We start from the raw sequence: 20,643 nt of genomic DNA on the forward strand, positions 1-20,643 counted from the left end.
CATCTGGTGTCCCGGCCCGTCCTGGAAGGCGAAGGCATCGACCAGCAGCGACCTGGCCTGCTCGCCCAGCGCTGCCTCGGGCAGCACGCCGCGCCAGGCGACATAGCCAGCATAGGCGGGCGCATCGCCGGGCAGCAGTTGCTGCCGCACCGTGGACAGCGGTCCGTCGGCGCCGACCAGCAGATCCGCGCGCTCGGTGCGGCCGGAGGCAAAGCGGGCCGTCACATGATCGGCCTCGCGGGCCAGCGTGACCAGTTCCTCGCCGGCATGGATCATGCGCGGATCAAGCGCGCCTTTCATCAGGGCATAGAGTCCGTTCCAGGCGATTTGCGTCTGCGGCATGTCGATGCGGCGAACTACACCCGCGCGGTCCAGGAAGATGCGGTCCTTCGACGGCACGCCGAACTCTGGCGGGTGCGCGACCCCGGCGAAGGCCAGCGCGTCGAGCACGCTGGGCTGCAGCACTAGCCCGCCGCCGCGGCTGTCGAGCTGCTGCGGCGAGCGCTCGAAGACATCGACCTCCCAGCCGATGGCGCGCAGGCAGATGGCGGTAAAGAGCCCGCCGAGCGAGCCGCCGATCACGATGGCGCGGTAAGGTCTGGACGTGGGCATGGTGGGCACGATGGGCATGATGGTCATGGCGTTGAAGGTTCAGGGGCCGGGCGCCGGTCAGCGCCCGGGTCATGGCACGCTGCGCGCTACGGCGCGATTTCCCTGCGCAGCCGCTCGCCGCCCAGCGGCATGTCGCGCAGCCGCTTGCCGGTGGCGTCGAACAGGGCATTGCCGATGGCGCCCGCCGTGGGCCCCATGGCTGCTTCGGCCACGCCGAGGAAGGGCGTGCCGGGGCGGTCGATCAGGTGCACGTTGACGGTGGTGGGCACGGCGGAGAAGCGCATGATCGGATAGGCACTCCAATCGAAGCTACCGATGCCGCTGGTATCGAAGCGCAGCTGCTCGTACAGCGTCCAGCTCGCGGCCTGCAGGACGCCGCCCTCGATCTGGTTGCGCACGCCATCCGGATTGACGATCTGCCCGCAGTCGACGGCCACCTCCGCATGCTCCAGGCGTACCAGTCCCGTGTCGCGCACCACCGAGATCTCCAGCGCGATCGCCATATAGCCCATCAGGTTCTTGTACCTGGCGAACGCGAAGCCGACGCCGTGGCCGGGCTTGCGGCCGCGCCGGGGCCAGCCGAACCTGGCGGCCGCAAGCTGGATCACGTCGCGCGCGCGCAGGTCTTCCAGATGCCGCAGCCGGAACGCCACGGGGTCGGTGTTGGCCGCGGCGGCCAGTTCGTCCATGAAGCTCTCGATCGAGAAGACGTTCATGTGCGCGCCCAGCGAGCGCATCGCCGAGGTGCGCAGCGGCATGGTCGGCGAGAAGTGGTTGACGATGTGCGAGGCCGGGAGCTTGTAGAGCGGAATCGCGTTACGGTCGCCGCCGCCTTCGGGCTGCACCATCGGGGCCGAGGGCGCGGGGACGAAGGGCCTGGCCAGCTGGGTGGCGGGCAGCAGCCGGCCCGCGTTGATCACGCGCTCGTTATGCGAGCTGCTCCACAGCGCGTAGTTCCAGTCGACGATATGGCCGCTGGCATCGAGCGAGGCCTTGACCTCGGTGGCCATGGCCGGCGTGAAGTGGTCCCACAGGTTCTCCTGGTCACGCATCCATTGCACGCGCACCGGCTTTCCCGGCAGGGCGCGGGCCAGATAGGCGGCATGTGCGGCGGCGTCGTCGGCGCCGTTGTGCCCGTAGCAGCCCGAGCCTTCCACGTGGATGCAGCGCAGCTTGTCCTTGGGCATCGACAGCATCTCGGCCAGGCCGTCGCGCAGCGGGTAGACACCCTGGGAGTGGGTCCATACGGTCAGCACGCCGTCCTGCAACTGCGCGACGGCGCACGAGGGGCCGATCGATCCGTGCATCAGGTAGTGCTTGGAATAGCTGGCGGCCAGCGTCCTGGCGCCTGCCGGCACTGCGCCCCGTGTGTTGGCGATCTCGATGTGCTGCGTGGAGAGTGGCTTGAGCTGCGCGATCACGTCGGCGGGGCGGGGCAGCGCGCGCCCCTTGCTCCAGCGGCAGGCGGCGCTGAGCGCGCGCTGAGCCAGTACCGCCTGCCATTCCCCCGCGGCCACCACGGCGAGCAGGTTGCCGTCGCGCACGACGGCGATCACGCCGGGCATGGACTTGACGGTGGTCTCGTCGACCKACAGCAGCGCGGCCTCATAGGCCGGCGGCAGTACCACGCGCGCATGCACCATGCCCGGCATGGCCAGGTCCTGGACATAGCTCGGCTTGCCGGTGACCTTGCCGGGAATGTCCAGCCGGGGCATCGGCGTGCCGATCACGGAGAACGACTTGGGGTCGCGCAGCGGCGAGGCGGGTGTTGCCGTGCGGTGCAGGTTCACCGCGGGCAGCAGTTCGCCGAACGACAGCGAGCGCCCGTCGGGGGCCGTGATGCGCGCATTGCCGACCGACAGCGATGCCGCATCGACACGCAGCTGCCGCGCGGCGGCGTCGGTCAGCAGCCCGCGCACCTGGGCCGCCGCGTTGAGCAGGGCGCTGCCGCTGTCGGCCATGGTGTGGCTGCCGGCGGTCAGCCCTTCGTCCGGCGAACGGCCGGTATCGGCGCTCAGGAAGGTGATCAGCGCGGGCGCCATCTGCAGTTCCTCCGCCGCCACCTGCAGCAGCGCGGTGCGCACACCGGTGCCCAGCTCGACCTTGCCGGTGTACACCGTGACCTGGTTGTCGGGGGCGATCCTGATCCAGGCGTCGAGATAGGGGTTGGTCTTCAGGCTGCCCGCCAATGCTCCGTACTGCCGCGCGACCTGCACGGCGGCACCCTCGTCGGCCAGCACCATTTGCGCCATGGCCTTGCGGCCTGGCAGCAGCGTGAAGCCCACCACCAGCGAGCCCGAGACCAGGATGGCGCGGCGGCCCAGGTCGATGGGGTCGTCATGGCCGCTCATCGCGTCCCCTCCTTGCTGCCCTCGCCCTTGACCCCGCCCGGGCGCACGGCGCTGGGCATGCCGGCCACGGCGCGGATGGCCGCCAGAATGCGCATATGGGTGCCGCACCGGCACAGGTTGGGCTCCATATGCGCGCGCAGCTCGGCCTCGGTGGGGTGCGCGTTGACCTCCAGCAGAGCCTGCGCACGCATGATCATGCCGGCGATGCAATAACCGCACTGCGCCGCCTGGTGGTCGATGAACGCTTTCTGCAAGGGACCCGGCTTATCGGCGGTGCCCAGGCTCTCGATGGTGCGCACCGGCCGGGCGCCGACCGATGCCACCGGCATCAGGCATGAAAACACGGGGCGGTCGCCGACGATGACGGTGCAGGCGCCGCATTGGCCCAGGCCGCAGCCGAACTTGGCGCCGTGCAGGTGCAACTCGCCGCGCAGGGCGTAGAGCAGTGGCGTGGACGGATCGATGTCCAGCGCGTGGCTGGCGCCGTTGACGGTGAGCTTGATCATCTCGATTCGTCCCCTTTCCTGAGGTTAGCTACGGTGTCCTGCACGCCGGTCCACGGCGGCTGCCGGGTGTAGGTGGCGCGCAGGTAGGCCGCCAGGTCGGCAAGCTGCTGGTCGTCGAAGGCCTGTGCGAACGCAGGCATGTAGTGCATCGCGTCCTCGCCGTTCCACGCCACGCCTTGCAGCATCATCTGGATGGCGTTGCGCGGCGTGCTCGCGTTGACCGCGGAACTGGTGGCGAGGCTGGGGCGGGCACCCGCGCTCTGCATTGGCGAACCGGGGCCATGGCAGGCGGCGCACGCCCCGGTGAAGAGCGTCGCGCCGCGCGCGATGGCGGACTGGTCGGTCACGGCCGCCGAGACCGGCACCACGGCGGGCGCGGGTGCCGGCTCGTGCAGCGACATCAGATAGCTCGCAATGGCATCGACGTCCGCCTCTGGCACGGTGGCCAGTTCGAGCGTGACCGGCAGCATCGGCCCGGCTGCAGCGCCATGCGCCGCGGAGATGCCGGTGCGCAGGTAGGTGCTTAGCTGCGCCTTGGTCCAGGGCGCTGGCCCGCTCGCCAGGCGGTTCAGCGGCGGCGCTTCCCAGTTGTCCACCACGCCGCCGTCGAAGGCGCGGCCCGGTTTTTCCCCGCCGATCGCATTGAGCGGCGAGTGGCAGGCGGCGCAGTGGCCAAGCCCGTCCACCAGCAGGCGGCCGCGGTTCCAGGCTTCGTCCTGCGCGGGATCGCGCTGCGCTTCGCCGGGCCGCAGGAACAGCACGTTCCAGAAGGCGACCAGGGGCCGGAAGTTGAGCGGGAAGATCAGTGCGTTGGCGGGCGGCCTGGCAGTCACGGGCTCGCGCCGCATCAGGTAGGCGTAGGCCGCCTCGATCTCGCGGTCCGACATCCTGGTGAAGTGAATGTACGGAAACGCCGGATAGAGCTGGTGGCCGTCGCGCGCGATACCGCGCCGCATGGCGCGCGTGAAGGCGTCCAGCGACCAGTTGCCGATGCCGGTTTGCGCATCGGGCGTGATGTTGGTCGAGTAGATGGTGCCGAACGGCGTGACCAGCGGCAGGCCGCCGGCGAAGGGCTGGCCGCCCTTGGCCGTATGGCACACCGCGCAGTCGCCGAGCGCGACCACGCGGGCGCCCTCCAGCGTCAGCGCCCGGTCGAAGGAAGCGGGCGCGGGGATCGGCGCGATGGCCGGCTCCCACATGATGCCGGCGGCGGCCACCAGGGCAACAGCCGCCGCCCCTGCCGCCGCGAGAAGGATGGGCCGGCGTTTCATGCCTGGCCTGCCGGGAGTAGATGCCGGTTCATTGCGGGAATCCTTGTATCGATAAAGACCCGCGGCGCGCATTCCATGCATCGGGACTTTTGGCAGCGGTGGGAAGGCACGGCTCAACTCGCATGGTAGGAGCCGTGTTGACCGGCAACAATCAGACCAGTGGTCTGTGACGCTCAAACCAAGGTATGAGAGGGTGGTGTGCCGGCGCGCCTGGCGCAGGCGGCCGCGCGATCCGGCGACGTGTGTGGCCGGGGCCGTAAGCCAGGTGCCCGGGCGGATATTGACCGCGCGGCTTGCCGGGCACGCCGATCGCTTGTCGGCCATCCGCATTCACGCCGCGGCCGGATAGTCGGTGTAGCCTCCGGCACCGCCGCCGAAGAAGGACGTGGCATCGGGCGTGTTCAAGGGCAGGCCGCCCCGCAGCCGGGCGGGCAGGTCGGGATTGGCGATGAACGGGCGGCCGAAGGCGATGATGTCGGCACGGCCGCTGGCGAGCGCGTGCTCGGCGGTGTCGCGGCCGTAGCCGCCCGCCAGCATCAACACGCCGCGGTAGGCCGCGCGCAGTTGCTGGATGATCGCATCCCAGCGGGGATCGGCGTGCTCCTCCTTGACGGTGCCGACCATGGCCGGCTCGACCAGGTGCAGGTAGGCCAGGCCCCGGGTGTCGAGCTGGCGCACGATGTAGCCGAAGGTTTCTTCAGGCGATGCATCTCCCATGCCCATGAAGCGCCCCATGGGCGTCAGCCGCACGGCAACGCGCGCGGGCCCGACCTCCGCCGCGATCGCGTCCACCACCTCCAGCAGCAGCCGTGCCCGGTTCTCGATGCTGCCACCGTAGGCGTCGTCGCGCTGGTTGCTGTTGGAGTTGATGAACTGGTCGAGCAGGTAGCCGTTGCCGGCGTGGATCTCCACGCCGTCCATGCCGGCAGCCATGGCGTTGCGGGCGGCGTGCCGGTAGTCGGACACGATATCGCGGATGCCGTCGAGGGTCAGCGCCTGCGGCACGGGCACGTCGCTCCAGGCGCCGTTGCCATGCGCATCGATGATGAAGGTCTTGCCGGGGACGGGCAGGGCGCTGGGTGCCACTGGCAGCGCGCCGCCGGGCTGGAACACCGGGTGCGAAACGCGGCCGACGTGCCACAGTTGCATGAAGATGATGCCGCCTTGCCCATGCACGGCGTCGCTGACCGCCTGCCATCCCTGGATTTGCGCCGCGCTATGGATGCCCGGTGTCCAGGCGTAGCCCTGTCCCTGCTGCGAGATCTGCGTGGCTTCGGTGACGATCAGCGCCGCGCTGGCACGCTGCCGGTAGTACTCGACATTCATGTCGGTGGGCACGTTGCCGGGCTGGCCGGCGCGCGAGCGTGTCAGCGGCGCCATGGCAATGCGATGCGCCAGGGTATGGTTGCCGAGGCGAACGGGGGTGAAGAGATGGTGGGTCACGGTGGTTCTCCGTCAGGTGCGATGGGTCGGTCGGTGGCAGCAGGCTTGCCTTCGCGCCGCTGGCCGTCTCGAAACGAGATGACCTGAAGGTTAGGTGCTAACCCGTCGCCGGAGAATCGGGCCACCGCGCAACGTTGCGTTGCGCTGGCGGCAAGGGGGAAAAGGGAACGGGGGGAGGGCGTCAGCCKCCCGCTTCGTGCCGGCCGGTCGGCCCGGGAATCCGCGAGAGAAAGTCGAGGAAGGCGGCGATGCGCCGCGAGCCGCGCTGGTTCGGCAGGTAGAGCGCGGTGATGGCCGAACTGGCGCGGTTGGGGTTGACCGTCCAGTCTTCCAGGAGGGCGGTCAGCCGCCCGCTCTGGATGTCGTCGTCGACCAGCCAGTCGGGCAGCAGGGCGATGCCTGCGTCGGCCAGCGCCAGTTCGCGCAGCACTTCGGCGTTGTTGCTCTTGAAGGTGCCCGGAACGGGCACCTGGATTTCTTCGGTGCCGCGCAGCAAGGTCCACATCTGCTGGCCCGCGCCGTACGTGAAACGCAGGCACGCGTGCCCGGCCAGCTCCGCCGGCGCGGCGGGGATGCCGCGCTGCTGCAGATAGCCCGGACTTGCCACCACCCTGCGCCGGAACGTGCCGATCTGACGCGCCACCACTTCGTCAAGCGACGCGGCGCTGCCCAGGCGGATGGATAGATCCATGCGTTCGCCGAGCAGGTCGACGATCTCGTCGGTCAGCGTGACTTCCAGTTCCAGTTTCGGATACTGCGCGATCAGGCCGCCGAGGAACGGCGCGATGCAGCGGCGCCCGAACGCCACCGGCAGCGACACGCGAAGCTGGCCCACCGGTGTATCGCCACGGTCGGCGATCAGCGCGTCGGCTTCCGCCACCGCGTCGAGGATCTTGCGCGCCCGCTGGTAATAGGCGGCGCCGGCTTCGGACACCGTCACCTGCCGCGTCGACCGGTTCAGCAGCACGGTCCCCAGCTCCTCCTCCAGGCCATCCATCATGCGGGTCACCGATGACGTGGCCAGGTTGACCCGGCGCGCGGCGGAGGAGAACCCCTTGGCGTCGACTGTCTCGACGAACAGCTTCAATGCCAGCAGCTTGTCCATAGGTAAGACTCCAGCGGTAAGGGTGCCGTCTATCCCTGCGGGGGCTCAGTTGCCGGGCTTGTCGGGCGCGCGCAGGGAACGCATGACGGCAGGCGCGCCGTGGAGGAACATGTCCACCTTGCGGCGGATCACGGCGCCGATGTCCGCGGGCACCTTGAGGCCATAGACCCATTTGCGCACGCCGAGATAGAAGATGGCCGCGTGCAGGCCCCAGATCATCTCGACCTCGGCCTCCAGCTCGGCCGCGTTGCGCGGCTCCGGGATGCCGTACGCGGCGCGCACCTCGGCCAGCACGGGCAGGAAGACCTTGCTGCGCAGCTTGTTGAGGTACTTGTTGTTGATGCCTTCGCGCGTGAGGCCGGCAAAGATGAAGACCCGGATCCATTCCTCGCGCAGGATCACGGAGGCGTAGTCGAGGTAGAACGCATACAGCCGTTCGGTCAGCGGCGTGGCGCGATCGGCGATCTGGCGTTCCCAGTCGGGCCGCCATTGGAACACTTCGCTGTAGACCCGGTCGATCAGCGCCTCCTTGCTGGAGAAGTAGCGGTACAGCAAGGGCTGGGTGACGCCAATCTGCTTGGCGAGATCGCGCGTGCTGCCGGAGAATCCGTTGCGCGTGAAGTGCTCGATGGCCTTCTGCACGATCTGCTGCTCCCGCTCTTCGGGGAGCAGCCGTTTTGCGGTCTTGGCCGGGGCAGGGGTCTCCGGCGGCGTTGCGTCTCGTTTCATTCGTTCACCTGTGACAGGCACGTCCCGTGCGGAGCGTTTGCGGCATTGTACCAATCGGGTGATAAATTGTGAGGCGCTGGCCGGGCTGCCGGCACTGTGGCCGGCAGCACAGGACACGGGACCTACTGCGGCTTGACCAGGCCGAGCTCGCAATCGACCAGCTGATTGTTGAAGGCGCCGCGTTCGCGCGCGCCGCGCGCGGACCGGTCGGTGACCGAGAAGACGTAAATGCCGGCAAAGGCCGCCAGCATGGAGAACAGCGCCGGATATTCGTAGGGGTAGATGGCGCTCGCATGGCCGAGCACCTGCACCCATACGGTCGGGCTCAGCACCGTCAGCACCACTGCGGTCAGCAGACCAAGAGAGCCGCCCACCACAGCGCCCCGCGTGGTCAGTCCGCGCCAGTAGATCGACAGCAGCAGCACCGGGAAATTCGAGCTGGCGGCGATCGAAAAGGTCAGGCTGACGATAAAGGCAATGGTCTGCTTCTCGAACAGGATGCCCAGCAGGATGGACAGTACGCCCAGCACGAGCGTGGTCATCCGGGAGACGCGCATCTCCTCCTTGTCGGTGGCGTTGCCCTGGCGCAGGACCTTGGCATAGAGGTCGTGCGAGATGGCCGAGGAACCTGCCAGCGTCAGCCCCGCCACCACGGCCAGGATGGTCGAGAACGCCACCGCGCAGATGAAGCCGAGAAAGAGGTTGCCGCCAACGGCATGGGCCAGGTGCACGGCCACCATGTTGACGCCGCCGATCACTGTGCCGGCAGGCGTGTGGTAGGCCGGATCGCTGGCCACCAGCGCGATGGTGCCGAAGCCGATGATGATGATCAGCGCGTAGCCGATGCCGACGATGCCGGTGGCATACAGGATGCTCTTGCGTGCCGCCTTGACGTCGCCGACGGTGAAGAAGCGCATCAGGATATGCGGCAGGCCGGCAGTGCCGAAGATCAGCGCCAGGCCGAGCGATACCGCCGAGACGGGATCGGAGACCAGGCCGCCCGGGCGCATGATGGCCGCGTGCTTGCCGTGGGCCTCGATGGCCTGTGCGAACAGCGCATTCAGGCTGAAGCCGAAGCGGCTCATGACCATGAACGCCATGAAAGCGGCGCCCGCAAGCAGCAGCACCGCCTTGATGATCTGGATCCAGGTGGTAGCCAGCATGCCGCCGAAGAACACATAGACCACCATCAGCACGCCGACCAGCACGACCGCCGCCGTGTAGCTGAAGCMAAACAACAGCTCCACCAGCTTGCCGGCCCCCACCATCTGCGACACCAGGTACAGCAGTACGATGACGATGGAACTGGACGCGGAGAACGCGCGGATGGGGCGCTGCTGCAGGCGGTAAGAGACCACGTCCGCCAGCGTGAAGCGGCCCAGGTTGCGCAGCGGCTCGGCGATCAGGAACAGGATGATCGGCCAGCTGGCGAGAAAGCCGATGGAGTAGATCAGGCCGTCGTAGCCGCTGGTGAAGACCAGCGCGGAGATGCCCAGCAAGGAGGCCGCCGACATGTAGTCGCCGGCAATCGCCCAGCCGTTCTGCAGGGCGGTGATCTTGCCGCCGGCGGCATAGTGATCGGCCACGCTGTGGTTGCTCCTGGCCGCCCAGCGCGTGACCACGAGCGTGGCGGCAACGAACATCAGGAACATGGCGATGGCGATGACGTTCATGCCCTGGCCCACCGAGCTTTGTGCCGCGCACGCGGGCGAGGCGGCAAGCAGCAGGGTTGCGGCAGTGGCGGAAATGGAGAAGATGGCGGATCGTTTCATTTTGCTGCCCCTTGCTTGAGCTCGCCGATGCGCTGGTCGTACACGGTGTTGGTGCGATGCACGTACACCGCAACCAGCAGGAAGGTCAGCGCGAACATGCCGAAGCCGACGGGAATGCCCACGCTCATGGGCTGGCCCAGGGTCAGTTGGCGGCCCAGCAGCGCGGGCCGGAAGGCGAGCGTGAGGATGTAGCCGAAGTACACCGCCAGCATGATGGCGGTCAGGGCCCACGCGAACCTGCGCCGCGCGCGCACCAGGGACTGGAATGCCGGATCGGCGAGCAGGGGATTCGGTGGGGGCGCAGCGGGCGCGGCGCTTTCGCGGGCGGCTGCGGCAAAGGTGGGGGCGGTGTGTTCCAAGGCTGTCTCCATTGGGGGCGTTTGGTCTGGCGGGAGGGCGGCGGCGCGCTCAGAAGCGCGTCGAGACCGCCGTCTCGCGCATCACGGCTTCCGGCGTGCGATAGCGCTCGGCCATCTGGCGGTCGGTCTCGTTCTTGAGCTGCGCCTGCATATAGGCGCCGAGGTGGCGCGCGTGCTGGACGATGGCCGCGCCCACCTGCACGCGCTCGGCGCTGTAGCTTTCCAGTGCGGCACTGACGCTGCCATGCGCTTGCAGGGCCTTGACCAGCGAGATGGCGTCGCCCGCGGCCTTGGTCACGCCCATGCCGCAGTGCGGGCGCGCCACGAAGGCGGCGTCGCCGAGCAGCGCCACGCGGCCGAAGGCCATGTGCGGCACCTCAAGGTCGAAGATGGGCTGGAACAGCGGCTGCGCGGCCTTGGTCACGACCTCGCCGAACTGGGGCGCCAGGTTGGCCAGCGCGGCCTCTTCCATGCTAGCAAGCACATCCGGGCGGATCAGCCCGGGCGGGATGCCGCCGGACCAGCGCTTGCCGCTGGCGTCGGTCAGCAGGTCGGGCAGGTCCACGTCTTCGCTGGTGGCGCGATACCACACGAAGTTGTAGCGGCGCTCGCCAACCCGGGTGCTGTTGCCCTGGCCCGCCACCGGGTAGCCGAGGATCTGCTCGCGCGGCGGCAGGCAGAAGGCGAACTTCTCGAACAGCATGTCGCGCGTGGCTTCGCTCAGGCTCGTTTCGTCCACCAGGCCGCGCCAGGCGATGTAGCCGGCGTACTGGAGCCTGGCCTCGGGCAACAGGCACTCGCGCAGCGCGGAGCGGAAACCGTCCGCGGCGACGACGAGATCGGCGTGATGGATCGAGCCATCGTCCAGCATCACCACGGCGCGGCCGGGCTCGCTGCGCACCGACACCACATTGGCGCCCGTGCGGTAGGTACCCCCGGTGAAGGCGGACCGCAGCACGTGATACATCTTGCCCCATGCCGTCAGCGTTTGCGGCAGCTCACGCTGCGACAGCACGCTGCCGTCCTGGGCCAGCGTCAGCCGGGACTTCACCTGCACGCCGATGGCGTCGTCCACCTCGACCCCGGCGGCGGCCAGGGCCTCGAACAATTCCGGATGCGTGACGATGCCCGCGCCGCGCCCGGCAAGGGCGTCGGGAACGCGCTCGCATACCTCCACTTCCCACCCGCCGCGGGCGAGCAGGTTTGCCGCGAACAGCCCGCCCAGCGAGCCGCCCACGATGATGGCCTTCGGCCGTGTCGATAGGGTTGTCATAGTCAGTCTCCTGCCACTTCGGGGTGGGGTGCGCGCGCGCCGTTGCCCGGGATTTCAAGGCCCGCCACCTCGGCGGCGGGGTAGTTCAGTTCGATGGTGACGCCGGATGGGTCCTCGATGAACACCTGATGCAGGCCCAGGCTGGGGACGGTGCGGTCGCGCCACGGAATGCCTTCGGCTTCCAGCTTTGCCCACATCTGCGCCACGCCGGTGGCCAGGAACGCGATGTGGTCGAGGGCGCCGGTGCCCGCCGCCAAGGGTGCGCGGTCGCCGAGGTAGCCGGACAGCCCGCCGGGGTTGCCGGGGTCGGCACCGATGATGTGCACCGTGCCAAAGTCACCCTCGTCCCCGCCCATGTACAGCCAGGCGCCGGGGAAATCGAAGGGCGGGCGATAGCCTTGCCTGAAGCCGAGAATGCGTTCGTAGAAGGCGCAGGATTGCTCGAGGTCCGTGGTGCGGATCGAGAAGTGCGCGAGCTTGCGGATGGTCATGGTTGCCTTTGCTATTGATCGATCGATTAGTGATCGTTTGATAAATTGTAGGGCGGCTGAACGGAACAGCCAAGAGCGGAAAAGGGGAGTACTTACCCTGATTGGCGGAGTGCATGCCGGCTGCGCCACTTCTTCGCGGCACGGCTCCGTGCCTTAATGCAGTGCGATTCCCATGATGCGGTTACCCATGTCGATGCCCCACTGGGTCATCTGCTTGCCTTGCGCGAGTTCGCCCTGCTGCCAGCGTTGCAGCGCCTGGTCCGGGTCGGCCGTGTCGTCGAGCGCTTTGGCCAGCGCCACGGCATTGGCCGCGGCCTTGGCGGTGCTGCCGGCGGTATGGGGGCGGGGCATGAAGGCGGCATCGCCGGTCAGCAGTACGCGGCCGAACACCATGCGAGGCACCTGCAGGTCCTGGATGGCCTGGACGAAGATCTGATCGGTGTGATCGATCAGCGCGCGGAACGCGGGGTTGGCGCGCGCGGCGGCGGTCTGGCGAAACCCTTTCTCCTGCTCGGCCGACAGCAAGCCCGGTGGGATCGAATGGCTGCGGCGTTTTCCGTGGCGATCGGTGAGCACGGCATCGAGCGCCGCGCCGGGCTCGGCCTTCAGGTACCACAGCCAGTTGAAGCGGCGTCGTCCGGGCGCCGTGGCGCCGTCGGCGCCGGGCACCATGTACTGCAGCATCATCGAGTCGCGGTCTTGCTGGAACACGAAGTTCTCGTGCAGCAGCGGCCTGGCCGCCTCAGGCAGGCGGCCTTCGTCGACCAGGCCACGCCAGACGACATAGCCGGCATAGCTGGGGGCGACGCCGGGCAGCACGATACTGCGCACCGTGGAGCCAGCGCCGTCGGCACCGACCAGCAATTCGCCGCACGCCTGGCGTCCATCGGCGAAGGTGGCGCGCACGCCGTGTTCGTTCTGCGCGATCGCAGTGAGCGCCGCGCCGCGGTGATAGTGCGCTGCCGGAAAATGATCGAGCAGGGTGGCATACAGCGTGTTCCATGAGGTCTGTGTCTGCGGCATGCGCTGGCGGTGGAGCACGTCGCCGCCTTGATCCAGGAACAGCCGGTCGTGCGAGCGCACACCTAGCGCTCCGTGCGCGGCGATGCCGGCGAACGAGAACGCCCGCAGTACCTCCGGCTGCAACACAATGCCGCCGCCACGGCTGTCGAGGTCCGATGCCGAACGCTCGAACACGTCGACCTGCCAGCCCACGGCGCGCAGCGCGGTGGCCGCGAACAGGCCGCCCAGCGAGCCGCCTATGACCAGGGCCTTGCGCGGGCCGACGGAGGATGCGTCATTGGTGTCCATGTGTGGCTCCAGAGTGCGAGTGGATGCATTGCATCGTAGAAGCGTCCGGGCCCGCAGAGAATGCATGGCGGGGGCAAAGCAGTTTTGCGTGGGCGGCAACGGGGTGGGCGCACTCGCCCCGCGAACCTGGCGTTGCGCCGCCGGCAACGCAGGTTTGCGCTGGCATGCCATTCCGCTGATGCGGCCCGCCGTCTACGCTGGCTGCATCACTCACGCAAGGAGCCGTCATGAAACCCGTTGACACCCAGATCACCTATGACTTTATTTGCCCGTGGTGCTGGATCGGCCATCGCAACCTGAAGGCCGCCATTGAGCGCGTGCCGGCCGAGGTCGCCCCCGCGATGTCTTATGTGCCCTACGAACTCAACCCGGACATGCCGGTGGAAGGCGCCGACCGCAAGGCCTACCGTACTGCGAAGTTCGGCAGCTGGGCCCGTTCGCAGGCCATGGACGCAGAGGTGGCGATGATGGGGCGGCGCGCCGGGCTTGATTTCAACTATGACCTGATCACGGTCACGCCCAATACCCGGCTTGCGCACCGGCTGATGGCTTTCGCCCAACAGACCGGCGACGCAGCCATGGTGGAGGCACTGTTTGAGGCCATATTCGCTGCGTACTTTTCCCGCGGGGAGCACATCGGCCTGATCGATGTACTCGTGCCGCTAGCCGTATCGGCTGGATTCGATGCGCAAGCCGTGCGGCACCACTTGTCTGGCACCGACGGCGAAGCGGAGGTCGTGGCGGCGCAGGCGAAGGCGCTGCGCGAGGGGGTCCGCTCCGTGCCCTCGATGCGGATCGGCAACACCGTCATCGCTGGGGCGCAGCCCCCTTCCATCATGGAAAAGGCATTGCAGGCGGAAATGGGCAATGCCATTTAATAGTGAGCGCAGCGGCAGCGTGCACCGCGCGGCTGCCGCAGAGAATCTGGAGAACACAGAAATGAACAAGCAAGCGACGCTTCATTACGTCTACGACCCGTTTTGCGGATGGTGCTATGGTCTTGCGCCGCTTGTGTCGGCGGCCGACGAAGCTGGCCTGAGGGTGGTGCCGCACAGCGGCGGCATGCTGGCGGGAGAACGGGCGCAGAACATGTCCGCCGAATGGCGCGATTTCGTTCGCCCTCACGAGGAACGCATCACCGCGCTCAGCGGGCAGCCTTTCAGCGAGACGTACCAGCAGGGCACGCAGTACGACTACGATGTCAGGCTGGATTCCGGCCCGCCCACCGCGGCGATGCTGGCCGCTGAATCCGTCGCCGGCGCAGGGCTAAAGATGCTCGAGCGCCTTCAGACTGCGTATTACCGCGAGGGACGCCCGATCGCCGAGCGCAAGGAACTGATCCAGATTGTCGACGAACTGGGGCTCGATGCTGCATCGTTCGCAAACGCCTACGACGAGGCGGGCGCGACGCTGCCGGACCATTTCGAGCAGACCCGGGCGCTACTCGATGAGATCGGCGGCCGTGGTTACCCGGCGCTGGCCATCGAGCAGGACGGCAAGATTTCGAGGCTGCGCCTGGGGCGGTACCTCGGGAAGCCGGAGTTGTTCAAGAAGGCAATGGAGGAGGCTTTGGCGCAATCAGTGCGTGCTCCGGCGTCATTCAGGCGGTTGGGTTGATACCTTGCCCACGCGAATCGCGCGGCGCTGCGGTGCAGGCAGTCAGCGGATTAGAATGCTCGAACCGGCGCGCTCCACGCTGACCCGGCGCCATCCGGGCGCCGCAGCGCGCGCTTGATTGGCGACTTTCCGTATCCAGGCTTTTATCGTGACCATTCGCAGCTTCCAGGGCAAGGCCCCCCAACTCGGCGACCGCGCGTTCGTCGACCCCAGTGCCGTCGTGATCGGCGACGTAGAGATCGGCGCGGACAGTTCCATCTGGCCGCTGGTGACCATCCGTGGCGACATGCACCGCATCCGCATCGGCGCGCGCACCAGCGTGCAGGACGGCAGCGTGCTGCATATCACCCATGCCGGCCCCTTCAATCCCGACGGCTTCGCGCTCACCATCGGCGACGACGTGACGATCGGCCACAAGGCGCTGCTGCATGGCTGCACGGTAGGCAGCCGCATCCTGATCGGCATGGGCACCATCGTGATGGACGGCGCGGTGATCGAGGATGAAGTGATCCTCGGCGCCGGCAGCCTGGTGCCTCCGGGCAAGGTGCTCAAGAGCGGGCATCTCTATGTCGGCAGCCCGGCGAAAGAGGCTAGGGCGCTGACGGAAAAGGAGCTTGGTTTCTTCCGCTATACGGCGGCCAACTACGTCAAGCTGAAAGACCAGCACGTGGCGGAGCTGAAGGGCGCTTGACGGGTTGCCTGCCTGGTTCGCGGGGATATCCCGGCCGCTCTTGCCCAGGATCGCCGCGAACCCCAGTCTGTCGTCCAGCGCCGCGCAGGCATTGATGCTTGTGAGGGCTTTGCCTTTACAATAGAAGATCACATTTTCGAGAAAAAGAACAATGAACTTCTATCAAGGCAAGGTTTCGGTGCGAGCGATCTCCGCATTGCTGGTCATCGTTTGCGCGTCGCTCTGTGTAGCGCCGGCCAGTGCGCAGTCCATGGCGAATATGGGCGGGTCGGAGCAGGTTTCCGTCGGCACGCTGTCGATCCTGGCCGCGCCTGTCGTCAGCGTGGCCGGCAGCACCGGTGGCGCGGGCCCGGTGCAGGGTTCCTTGCTGGCAGGCATGGGCAGCGCCTTTGTCGTTTCCGGCATTGCGCAGGGCGGGAAGGATACCGTCGAGGTGATCCTCGACTCGGTCAGCACCGCGGGCAAGGCTTCGGTCAAGGTCGCCAAGAGCGGGTTCGAGAAGCTGGGCGTCTCGGTCGGCGCCACCGTGAACGCCGTGGCCGATTCGACCGGCACCGTGCTGGTGGTGTCAGGCAAGGTGCTCGCCTTCATTCCCAATTCGGTCGGTGAGGCGTTGCTTTATCGCGAGCGTGTTCCCTCGGCCGCGAAGCCGTGAAGGGGCACACCATGATCTCGAACTGGATGGGCCGCACCGGCCGCGCCGGCGCCTTGCTCGCCTTGCTGCTGGTTCCGCTGCTGGCGTCGGCAGGGCAGAGTTGCGAAGACACGCCGCTCAGCACGCAGACGCTGCGCCAGGCCATGGCCACGGCGCAGAAGGTGACGGCGGAGATGGAGCGGCGCCAGGACAACGTGGCGCTGGTGGGCCGGGTGGGGCAGGACCTGTCCAGCTACGGCCTGAAATACAGTCACGTCGGCATCATCTACCGCAACCCGGCGGACGGGCGCTGGCGCATTGCCCATTTGCTCAATAGCTGTGGCACCGCGCAGTCGGATCTGTGGTACGAGGGCGTCGGCAATTTCTTCCTGGACGACATGTTTTCGTACGATGCCGTCCTGATCGTCCCTCCCAAGCAGATCGCCGATCGCCTGCTGCCGCGMCTGCAGGATGGCGCAGCCCTGCGCTCGGTTCACGATATCAACTACAGCCTGGTATCGTACCCATTCTCCACGCAGTACCAGAACTCCAACACCTGGGTGCTGGAAACGCTGGCAGCCGTGGAAGCCAGGGACGCCAAGATTGTCAATCGCGAGCAGGCGCAAGCCTGGCTCAAGCTGGCCGGCTACCAGCCGTCCGAGATGAAGATCGGTACGTTCAAGCGCCTGGGTGGCCGCGTGTTCAAGGCCAACGTGGCCTTTGACGATCATCCCGCTGAACTGCGCTTCTCCGACCGCATCAGGACCGTCACCGTCGATTCCGTGATGCGATTCCTGGCGGACCGCAAGGAGGGCTGGCAGGTCGTGGAAATTCCGGCGGCGCGCTAAGCCGCCGGCGCCGCTTGCGCTCAGATCACCTTGCCCGGATTCATCAACCCCTGGGGATCGAGCGCCTGCTTGATCGCCCGCATCATCGCCAGCTCCACGCCGCTCTTGTAGCGGCGGTTCTCCTCGCGCTTGAGTTGTCCCAGCCCATGCTCGGCGGAGATCGAGCCGCGGTGGGCGTGCACGCTGTCATGCACGATCAGGTTGATGGCTTCCGAGTTGCCGAGGAAGGCATCATGGCTTTCGCCCACGGGCGGCGACACGTTGTAGTGCAGGTTGCCGTCGCCGAGATGGCCGAAGGTGACCATGCGCGCGCCGGGGAAGGCTTGCTGGATCAGGGCGTCGGTGGTGTCGATGAAGTCGGCGATGCGCGAGATCGGCACGGCGATGTCGTGCTTGATGTTCTTGCCTTCGTCGACCTGGGCGAGCGGGATATGTTCGCGCAGGTTCCAGAAGTCGCGTGACTGCTGCACGGATTCGGCGACCACCGCGTCTTGCACCACGCCGGCTTCGAAGGCTGTTTCCATCAGCGCTTCGAAGATGGCGCGCGCATGGTCTTCGCTTTCATTGTCGGACAGTTCCAGCAGCACGACCTGGGGGTGCGGGCGGTCGAACGGATAGCGCAATTGCGGATAGTGCGTGGTGACCAGCGACAGGCATCGCTCGGACATCAGCTCGAAGCCGGTCAGCATGGCGCCCGCGCGCTGCTGGGCGATGGCCAGCAGGGCCAGCGCAGCGCGCGGGTTGGCCACGGCTGCCAGCGCGGTGACGCGGGCGCGTGGCAGCGGGTAGAGCTTCATCACGGCGGCGGTGATGATGCCAAGCGTGCCTTCCGCCCCGATGAACAGGTCGCGCAGGTCATAGCCCGTGTTGTCCTTGCGCAGGCCGCGCAGGCCGTCCCAGATCTCGCCGGCAGGCGTTACCACCTCCAGCCCCAGGCAAAGCTCGCGCGTATTGCCATAGCGCAGCACGGCCGTGCCGCCCGCGTTGGTGGAAAGGTTGCCGCCGATGGTGCAGCTGCCCTCCGCGGCCAGGCTCAGCGGGAACAGCCGCCCGTGCTCGCGCGCGGTGTCCTGCAACTGCTGCAGGATCACGCCGGCTTCCACGGTGATGGTGTTGTTGAGCGGGTCCACCTGCCGCACGCGGTTCAGGCGTTGCAGCGAGATCACCACCGAAGCCTGGTCCGCCTGCGGCGTGGCGCCGCCACATAGCCCCGTATTGCCGCCTTGCGGCACCACGGCCAGCTTGTGCGCGTGGCAGGCGTGCATGGCGGCGGCGACTTCCTCCGCCGTGCCCGGCCGCAGCACCGCCACTGCCTCGCCCGTGTAGCGCTTGCGCCAGTCGGTCAGGTAGGGGGCCTTGTCGGCGGCGTCGGTCAGCACGTGCTGCTCGCCGAGCGCGGCGCGGCACAGGGCAAGGAAGGATTCGAGGTGCGAGGCGTTCATGGCGGTGGGTCCGGGAGGGCGGCCGCCGTCAGGGCGGCCGCGCTGAGATGGATCGGTGCGGGCTGATGGCGAGCTCGCCGGCGTGGTCATTTGCCGGGCTTGGCCGGCTGCAGGGCCTTGGCACGGCGCTTGTAAGGGCGCAGGTAGAGGATGGTGCCGAAGAAGAACAGCAGCGTCAGGGCCACCTCGGTCCACGCCAGCGAGGAAGATGGCGCGCGGTCGCTGGTGGCGCGCACGATGCCTTCGGTGAAGAACAGCAGGATCAGCATCGACGACCACTGCATCGTGTAGCGGTTGCGGGTCAGCACGCCGCGCAGCKGCAGCAGCAGAGGCAGGAACTTGAGGATCAGCCAGGAGCCGCCCGGACGCAGCGGCGCCAGGAACCATTCCCAGGCGATGCACAGCACGATCAGCGCGATCAGGCTGCCGGCGCTCAGGCGCCACAGGGTGGCGTTGTGCAGCGCGCCGTCGCTGGTGTTGGCGGTGGACGGGGCCGTGGTGTGCGACGCGTCCGGGACTTTCGGGGCGGCGCTCATGCGCGGCTCCCGCCGGCCAGGCGCAGCGCGGTCTCGGCCAGCCGTTTGCCCATGGCGCGCGCGAGCGTGGCTTCCTCTTCGGACACCGGCGCGCTGTTGTCCACGCGCGCGTGGTGGCTYGGGCCGTAGGGSGTGCCGCCGSCSGTGGTGGTCATCAGCGCGCTTTCCGAATAGGGCAGGCCCATGACCAGCATGCCGTGRTGSARCAGSGGCAGCATCATSGACARCAAGGTGGTTTCCTGGCCCCCGTGCAGGCTGCCGGTGGCGGTGAACACGCAGGCGGGCTTGCCGGTGAGGGCGCCAGACAGCCACTGGGCCACCGTGCCATCGAGGAAGTACTTCATCGGCGCGGCCATGTTGCCGAAGCGCGTGGGGCTGCCCAGGGCCAGGCCCGCGCACTCCTCGAGGTCGCGCAGTTCGGCATACGGCGGGCCTTGCGGGGGGATATCCGGAGCAGTGGCTTCGCTCACCGTCGAGACCGGCGGCACCGTGCGCAGGCGCGCCTGGGCGCCGGGCACGCTGTCGATGCCGGTGGCGATGTGTTCGGCCAGCTTGCGGGTGCTGCCGTGGCGGCTGTAGTAGAGGACTAGGAGTTCGGTCATGGACGGAGCTACGGCGCCAAACGGTGTAACCGGGGAGGCGCCAGGATGGAGCGGTCCCGGGAGGCAGGCCGGGTTTGTGCCTTGCGCTGCGCGCGAGGGCAATGCGCGTATTATAGTTGCGGCCTCGCCACGGAATCCGGTAAGGAGTTTCCCCCGCATGTTTGCCGCCCGCATCGTTCGCCTGCGCAGGGAATGGAATCTGCAAAAACTACGCGCGCTCACGCGCTACGCGCTGCGTCGCGCCGGCGAAGGCCGCTTGCCGCAGGTTGCGGCCAGCCTGACTTTCACCACGGTGCTGGCGGTGGTGCCGGTGCTGACCGTGGCCTTCGCCTTGCTGGCGGCCTTCCCGGTATTCCGCGAGTTTCGCAGCGCGACCGAATCCTTCCTGTTCCAGAACCTGATTCCTGGCAACGTCAGTAATTCCATCACCAGCTACCTTGGCCAGTTCGCCAAGAATGCCAAGGGCCTCACGGCGGTGGGCCTGGGTGGCCTGATGGTGACTTCGGTGCTCACCATGCTGACGGTGGAGGACGCGCTCAACGCGATCTGGCGCGTCAAGCAACGCCGCCCGCTGGCGCAGCGCGTGCTGGTGTTCTGGGCCGTGCTGACGCTGGGCCCCGTGCTGATCGGCGCCAGCCTGTCGATCAGCTCCTACCTGATCTCGGTCTCGGCCGGCTATGTCGGCACCATGCCGTTCGGGCTGGGGCTGGTGGTCGGCCTGACGCCAGTGCTGCTGTCGGCGGTCGCCTTTGCCTTCCTCTACACGGCCGTGCCCAACGCCAACGTGGAGTGGCGCGACGCGATTGCCGCCGGGCTGGTGGCAGCGCTGGCCTTCGAGCTGGCCAAGCGCGGCTTCGGCTACTTCGTCACCCATATCCCGACCTACACCGCGGTCTACGGCACCTTTGCCGCGCTGCCGATCTTCCTGCTGTGGATCTACCTGAGCTGGCTGGTGACGCTGCTGGGCGCCACCATCGCCGCCAACCTGCCGGTGATCCGGCAGGGCTACTGGCGCCGCCGCACCTTTGCCGGCAGCGAGTTCTTCGATGC

General features: G+C 67.7%; 21 protein-coding genes. 6 read left to right on the forward strand and 15 right to left on the reverse strand.

The window, feature by feature from the left end; translation table 11 throughout:
* The 12 genes from AC1DS3_RS18575 to AC1DS3_RS18630 form a co-directional block, all read right to left on the reverse strand.
* On the reverse strand, positions 1 to 639 hold a 639-nt coding region (locus AC1DS3_RS18575), incomplete at its 3' end, for an FAD-dependent monooxygenase (RefSeq protein ID WP_477127675.1).
* Positions 640 to 698: 59 nt separating this feature from the next.
* Complete coding sequence (locus AC1DS3_RS18580; RefSeq protein WP_477127676.1) at positions 699 to 2,963, reverse strand: xanthine dehydrogenase family protein molybdopterin-binding subunit; 2,265 nt, start codon at positions 2,961 to 2,963, stop codon at positions 699 to 701.
* Positions 2,960 to 3,469, reverse strand: coding sequence for a (2Fe-2S)-binding protein (locus AC1DS3_RS18585; RefSeq protein ID WP_441630479.1), 510 nt, complete (start codon positions 3,467 to 3,469; stop codon positions 2,960 to 2,962). The genes AC1DS3_RS18580 and AC1DS3_RS18585 overlap by 4 nt, the downstream gene beginning before the upstream one ends.
* A complete protein-coding gene (locus AC1DS3_RS18590; protein WP_441630481.1) occupies positions 3,466 to 4,740 on the reverse strand; it encodes a c-type cytochrome in 1,275 nt (424 codons plus the stop codon). Before AC1DS3_RS18590 ends, AC1DS3_RS18585 begins: the two co-directional genes overlap by 4 nt.
* Positions 4,741 to 5,070: 330 nt before the next feature.
* Entirely contained in the window at positions 5,071 to 6,183 is a 1,113-nt protein-coding gene (locus tag AC1DS3_RS18595; RefSeq protein ID WP_441630483.1) for an alkene reductase, read from the reverse strand.
* Between the two features lie 181 nt (positions 6,184 to 6,364).
* Positions 6,365 to 7,288, reverse strand: a complete 924-nt coding sequence (locus AC1DS3_RS18600) for a LysR family transcriptional regulator (protein WP_441630485.1) — start codon at positions 7,286 to 7,288, stop codon at positions 6,365 to 6,367.
* A 45-nt stretch (positions 7,289 to 7,333) separates the two neighbouring features.
* Positions 7,334 to 8,017 carry a TetR/AcrR family transcriptional regulator gene (locus AC1DS3_RS18605; protein ID WP_217446607.1) on the reverse strand — a complete coding sequence of 228 codons (684 nt, stop codon included), beginning with the start codon at positions 8,015 to 8,017 and terminating at the stop codon, positions 7,334 to 7,336.
* Positions 8,018 to 8,139: 122 nt separating this feature from the next.
* Positions 8,140 to 9,789, reverse strand: coding sequence for a cation/acetate symporter ActP (actP, locus tag AC1DS3_RS18610; RefSeq protein ID WP_477127677.1), 1,650 nt, complete (start codon positions 9,787 to 9,789; stop codon positions 8,140 to 8,142).
* Positions 9,786 to 10,148: a DUF485 domain-containing protein gene (locus AC1DS3_RS18615; RefSeq protein WP_441630489.1), complete on the reverse strand. Its 363-nt coding sequence runs from the start codon at positions 10,146 to 10,148 to the stop codon at positions 9,786 to 9,788. Before AC1DS3_RS18615 ends, actP begins: the two co-directional genes overlap by 4 nt.
* A gap of 49 nt (positions 10,149 to 10,197) precedes the next feature.
* The gene (locus AC1DS3_RS18620) at positions 10,198 to 11,421 is read right to left on the reverse strand and encodes an FAD binding domain-containing protein (RefSeq protein WP_441630491.1); all 1,224 of its coding nucleotides are present in this window, start codon (positions 11,419 to 11,421) and stop codon (positions 10,198 to 10,200) included.
* A gap of 2 nt (positions 11,422 to 11,423) precedes the next feature.
* Positions 11,424 to 11,912, reverse strand: a complete 489-nt coding sequence (locus AC1DS3_RS18625) for a VOC family protein (RefSeq protein WP_441630493.1) — start codon at positions 11,910 to 11,912, stop codon at positions 11,424 to 11,426.
* A gap of 153 nt (positions 11,913 to 12,065) precedes the next feature.
* Positions 12,066 to 13,223 carry an FAD binding domain-containing protein gene (locus AC1DS3_RS18630; RefSeq protein ID WP_441630495.1) on the reverse strand — a complete coding sequence of 386 codons (1,158 nt, stop codon included), beginning with the start codon at positions 13,221 to 13,223 and terminating at the stop codon, positions 12,066 to 12,068.
* Between the two features lie 227 nt (positions 13,224 to 13,450).
* Here AC1DS3_RS18630 and AC1DS3_RS18635 point away from each other — a divergent pair, with 227 nt between their 5' ends.
* The 5 genes from AC1DS3_RS18635 to AC1DS3_RS18655 all read left to right on the forward strand — a co-directional run bounded on the left by AC1DS3_RS18635 (position 13,451) and on the right by AC1DS3_RS18655 (position 17,013).
* On the forward strand, positions 13,451 to 14,101 hold the full coding sequence (locus AC1DS3_RS18635; protein WP_441630497.1) for a DsbA family oxidoreductase: 651 nt from the start codon (positions 13,451 to 13,453) through the stop codon (positions 14,099 to 14,101).
* A 61-nt stretch (positions 14,102 to 14,162) separates the two neighbouring features.
* Positions 14,163 to 14,840, forward strand: a complete 678-nt coding sequence (locus AC1DS3_RS18640; protein ID WP_441630499.1) for a DsbA family protein — start codon at positions 14,163 to 14,165, stop codon at positions 14,838 to 14,840.
* A gap of 148 nt (positions 14,841 to 14,988) precedes the next feature.
* Positions 14,989 to 15,531, forward strand: a complete 543-nt coding sequence (locus tag AC1DS3_RS18645) for a gamma carbonic anhydrase family protein (protein WP_441630501.1) — start codon at positions 14,989 to 14,991, stop codon at positions 15,529 to 15,531.
* A 151-nt stretch (positions 15,532 to 15,682) separates the two neighbouring features.
* The gene (locus tag AC1DS3_RS18650) at positions 15,683 to 16,186 is read left to right on the forward strand and encodes a hypothetical protein (protein WP_441630502.1); all 504 of its coding nucleotides are present in this window, start codon (positions 15,683 to 15,685) and stop codon (positions 16,184 to 16,186) included.
* 11 nt (positions 16,187 to 16,197) lie between these two features.
* Positions 16,198 to 17,013 (forward strand): DUF2145 domain-containing protein, encoded by an 816-nt coding sequence (locus tag AC1DS3_RS18655; RefSeq protein WP_441630504.1) that lies wholly within the window; start codon positions 16,198 to 16,200, stop codon positions 17,011 to 17,013.
* Between the two features lie 20 nt (positions 17,014 to 17,033).
* On the opposite strand, the gene AC1DS3_RS18660 is transcribed toward AC1DS3_RS18655, so the two are convergent.
* The 3 genes from AC1DS3_RS18660 to wrbA all read right to left on the reverse strand — a co-directional run bounded on the left by AC1DS3_RS18660 (position 17,034) and on the right by wrbA (position 19,593).
* Positions 17,034 to 18,455 (reverse strand): FAD-binding oxidoreductase, encoded by a 1,422-nt coding sequence (locus AC1DS3_RS18660; RefSeq protein WP_441630506.1) that lies wholly within the window; start codon positions 18,453 to 18,455, stop codon positions 17,034 to 17,036.
* Between the two features lie 86 nt (positions 18,456 to 18,541).
* A complete protein-coding gene (locus AC1DS3_RS18665) occupies positions 18,542 to 18,991 on the reverse strand; it encodes a DUF2069 domain-containing protein (protein ID WP_477127678.1) in 450 nt (149 codons plus the stop codon).
* The gene (gene wrbA, locus AC1DS3_RS18670; protein ID WP_477127679.1) at positions 18,988 to 19,593 is read right to left on the reverse strand and encodes an NAD(P)H:quinone oxidoreductase; all 606 of its coding nucleotides are present in this window, start codon (positions 19,591 to 19,593) and stop codon (positions 18,988 to 18,990) included. The genes AC1DS3_RS18665 and wrbA overlap by 4 nt, the downstream gene beginning before the upstream one ends.
* A gap of 157 nt (positions 19,594 to 19,750) precedes the next feature.
* Here wrbA and AC1DS3_RS18675 point away from each other — a divergent pair.
* The coding region (locus tag AC1DS3_RS18675) for a YihY family inner membrane protein (RefSeq protein WP_477127680.1) at positions 19,751 to 20,643 on the forward strand (893 nt) is incomplete at its 3' end.

The sequence above is a fragment of the Cupriavidus sp. 01L46 genome (assembly GCF_056399905.1).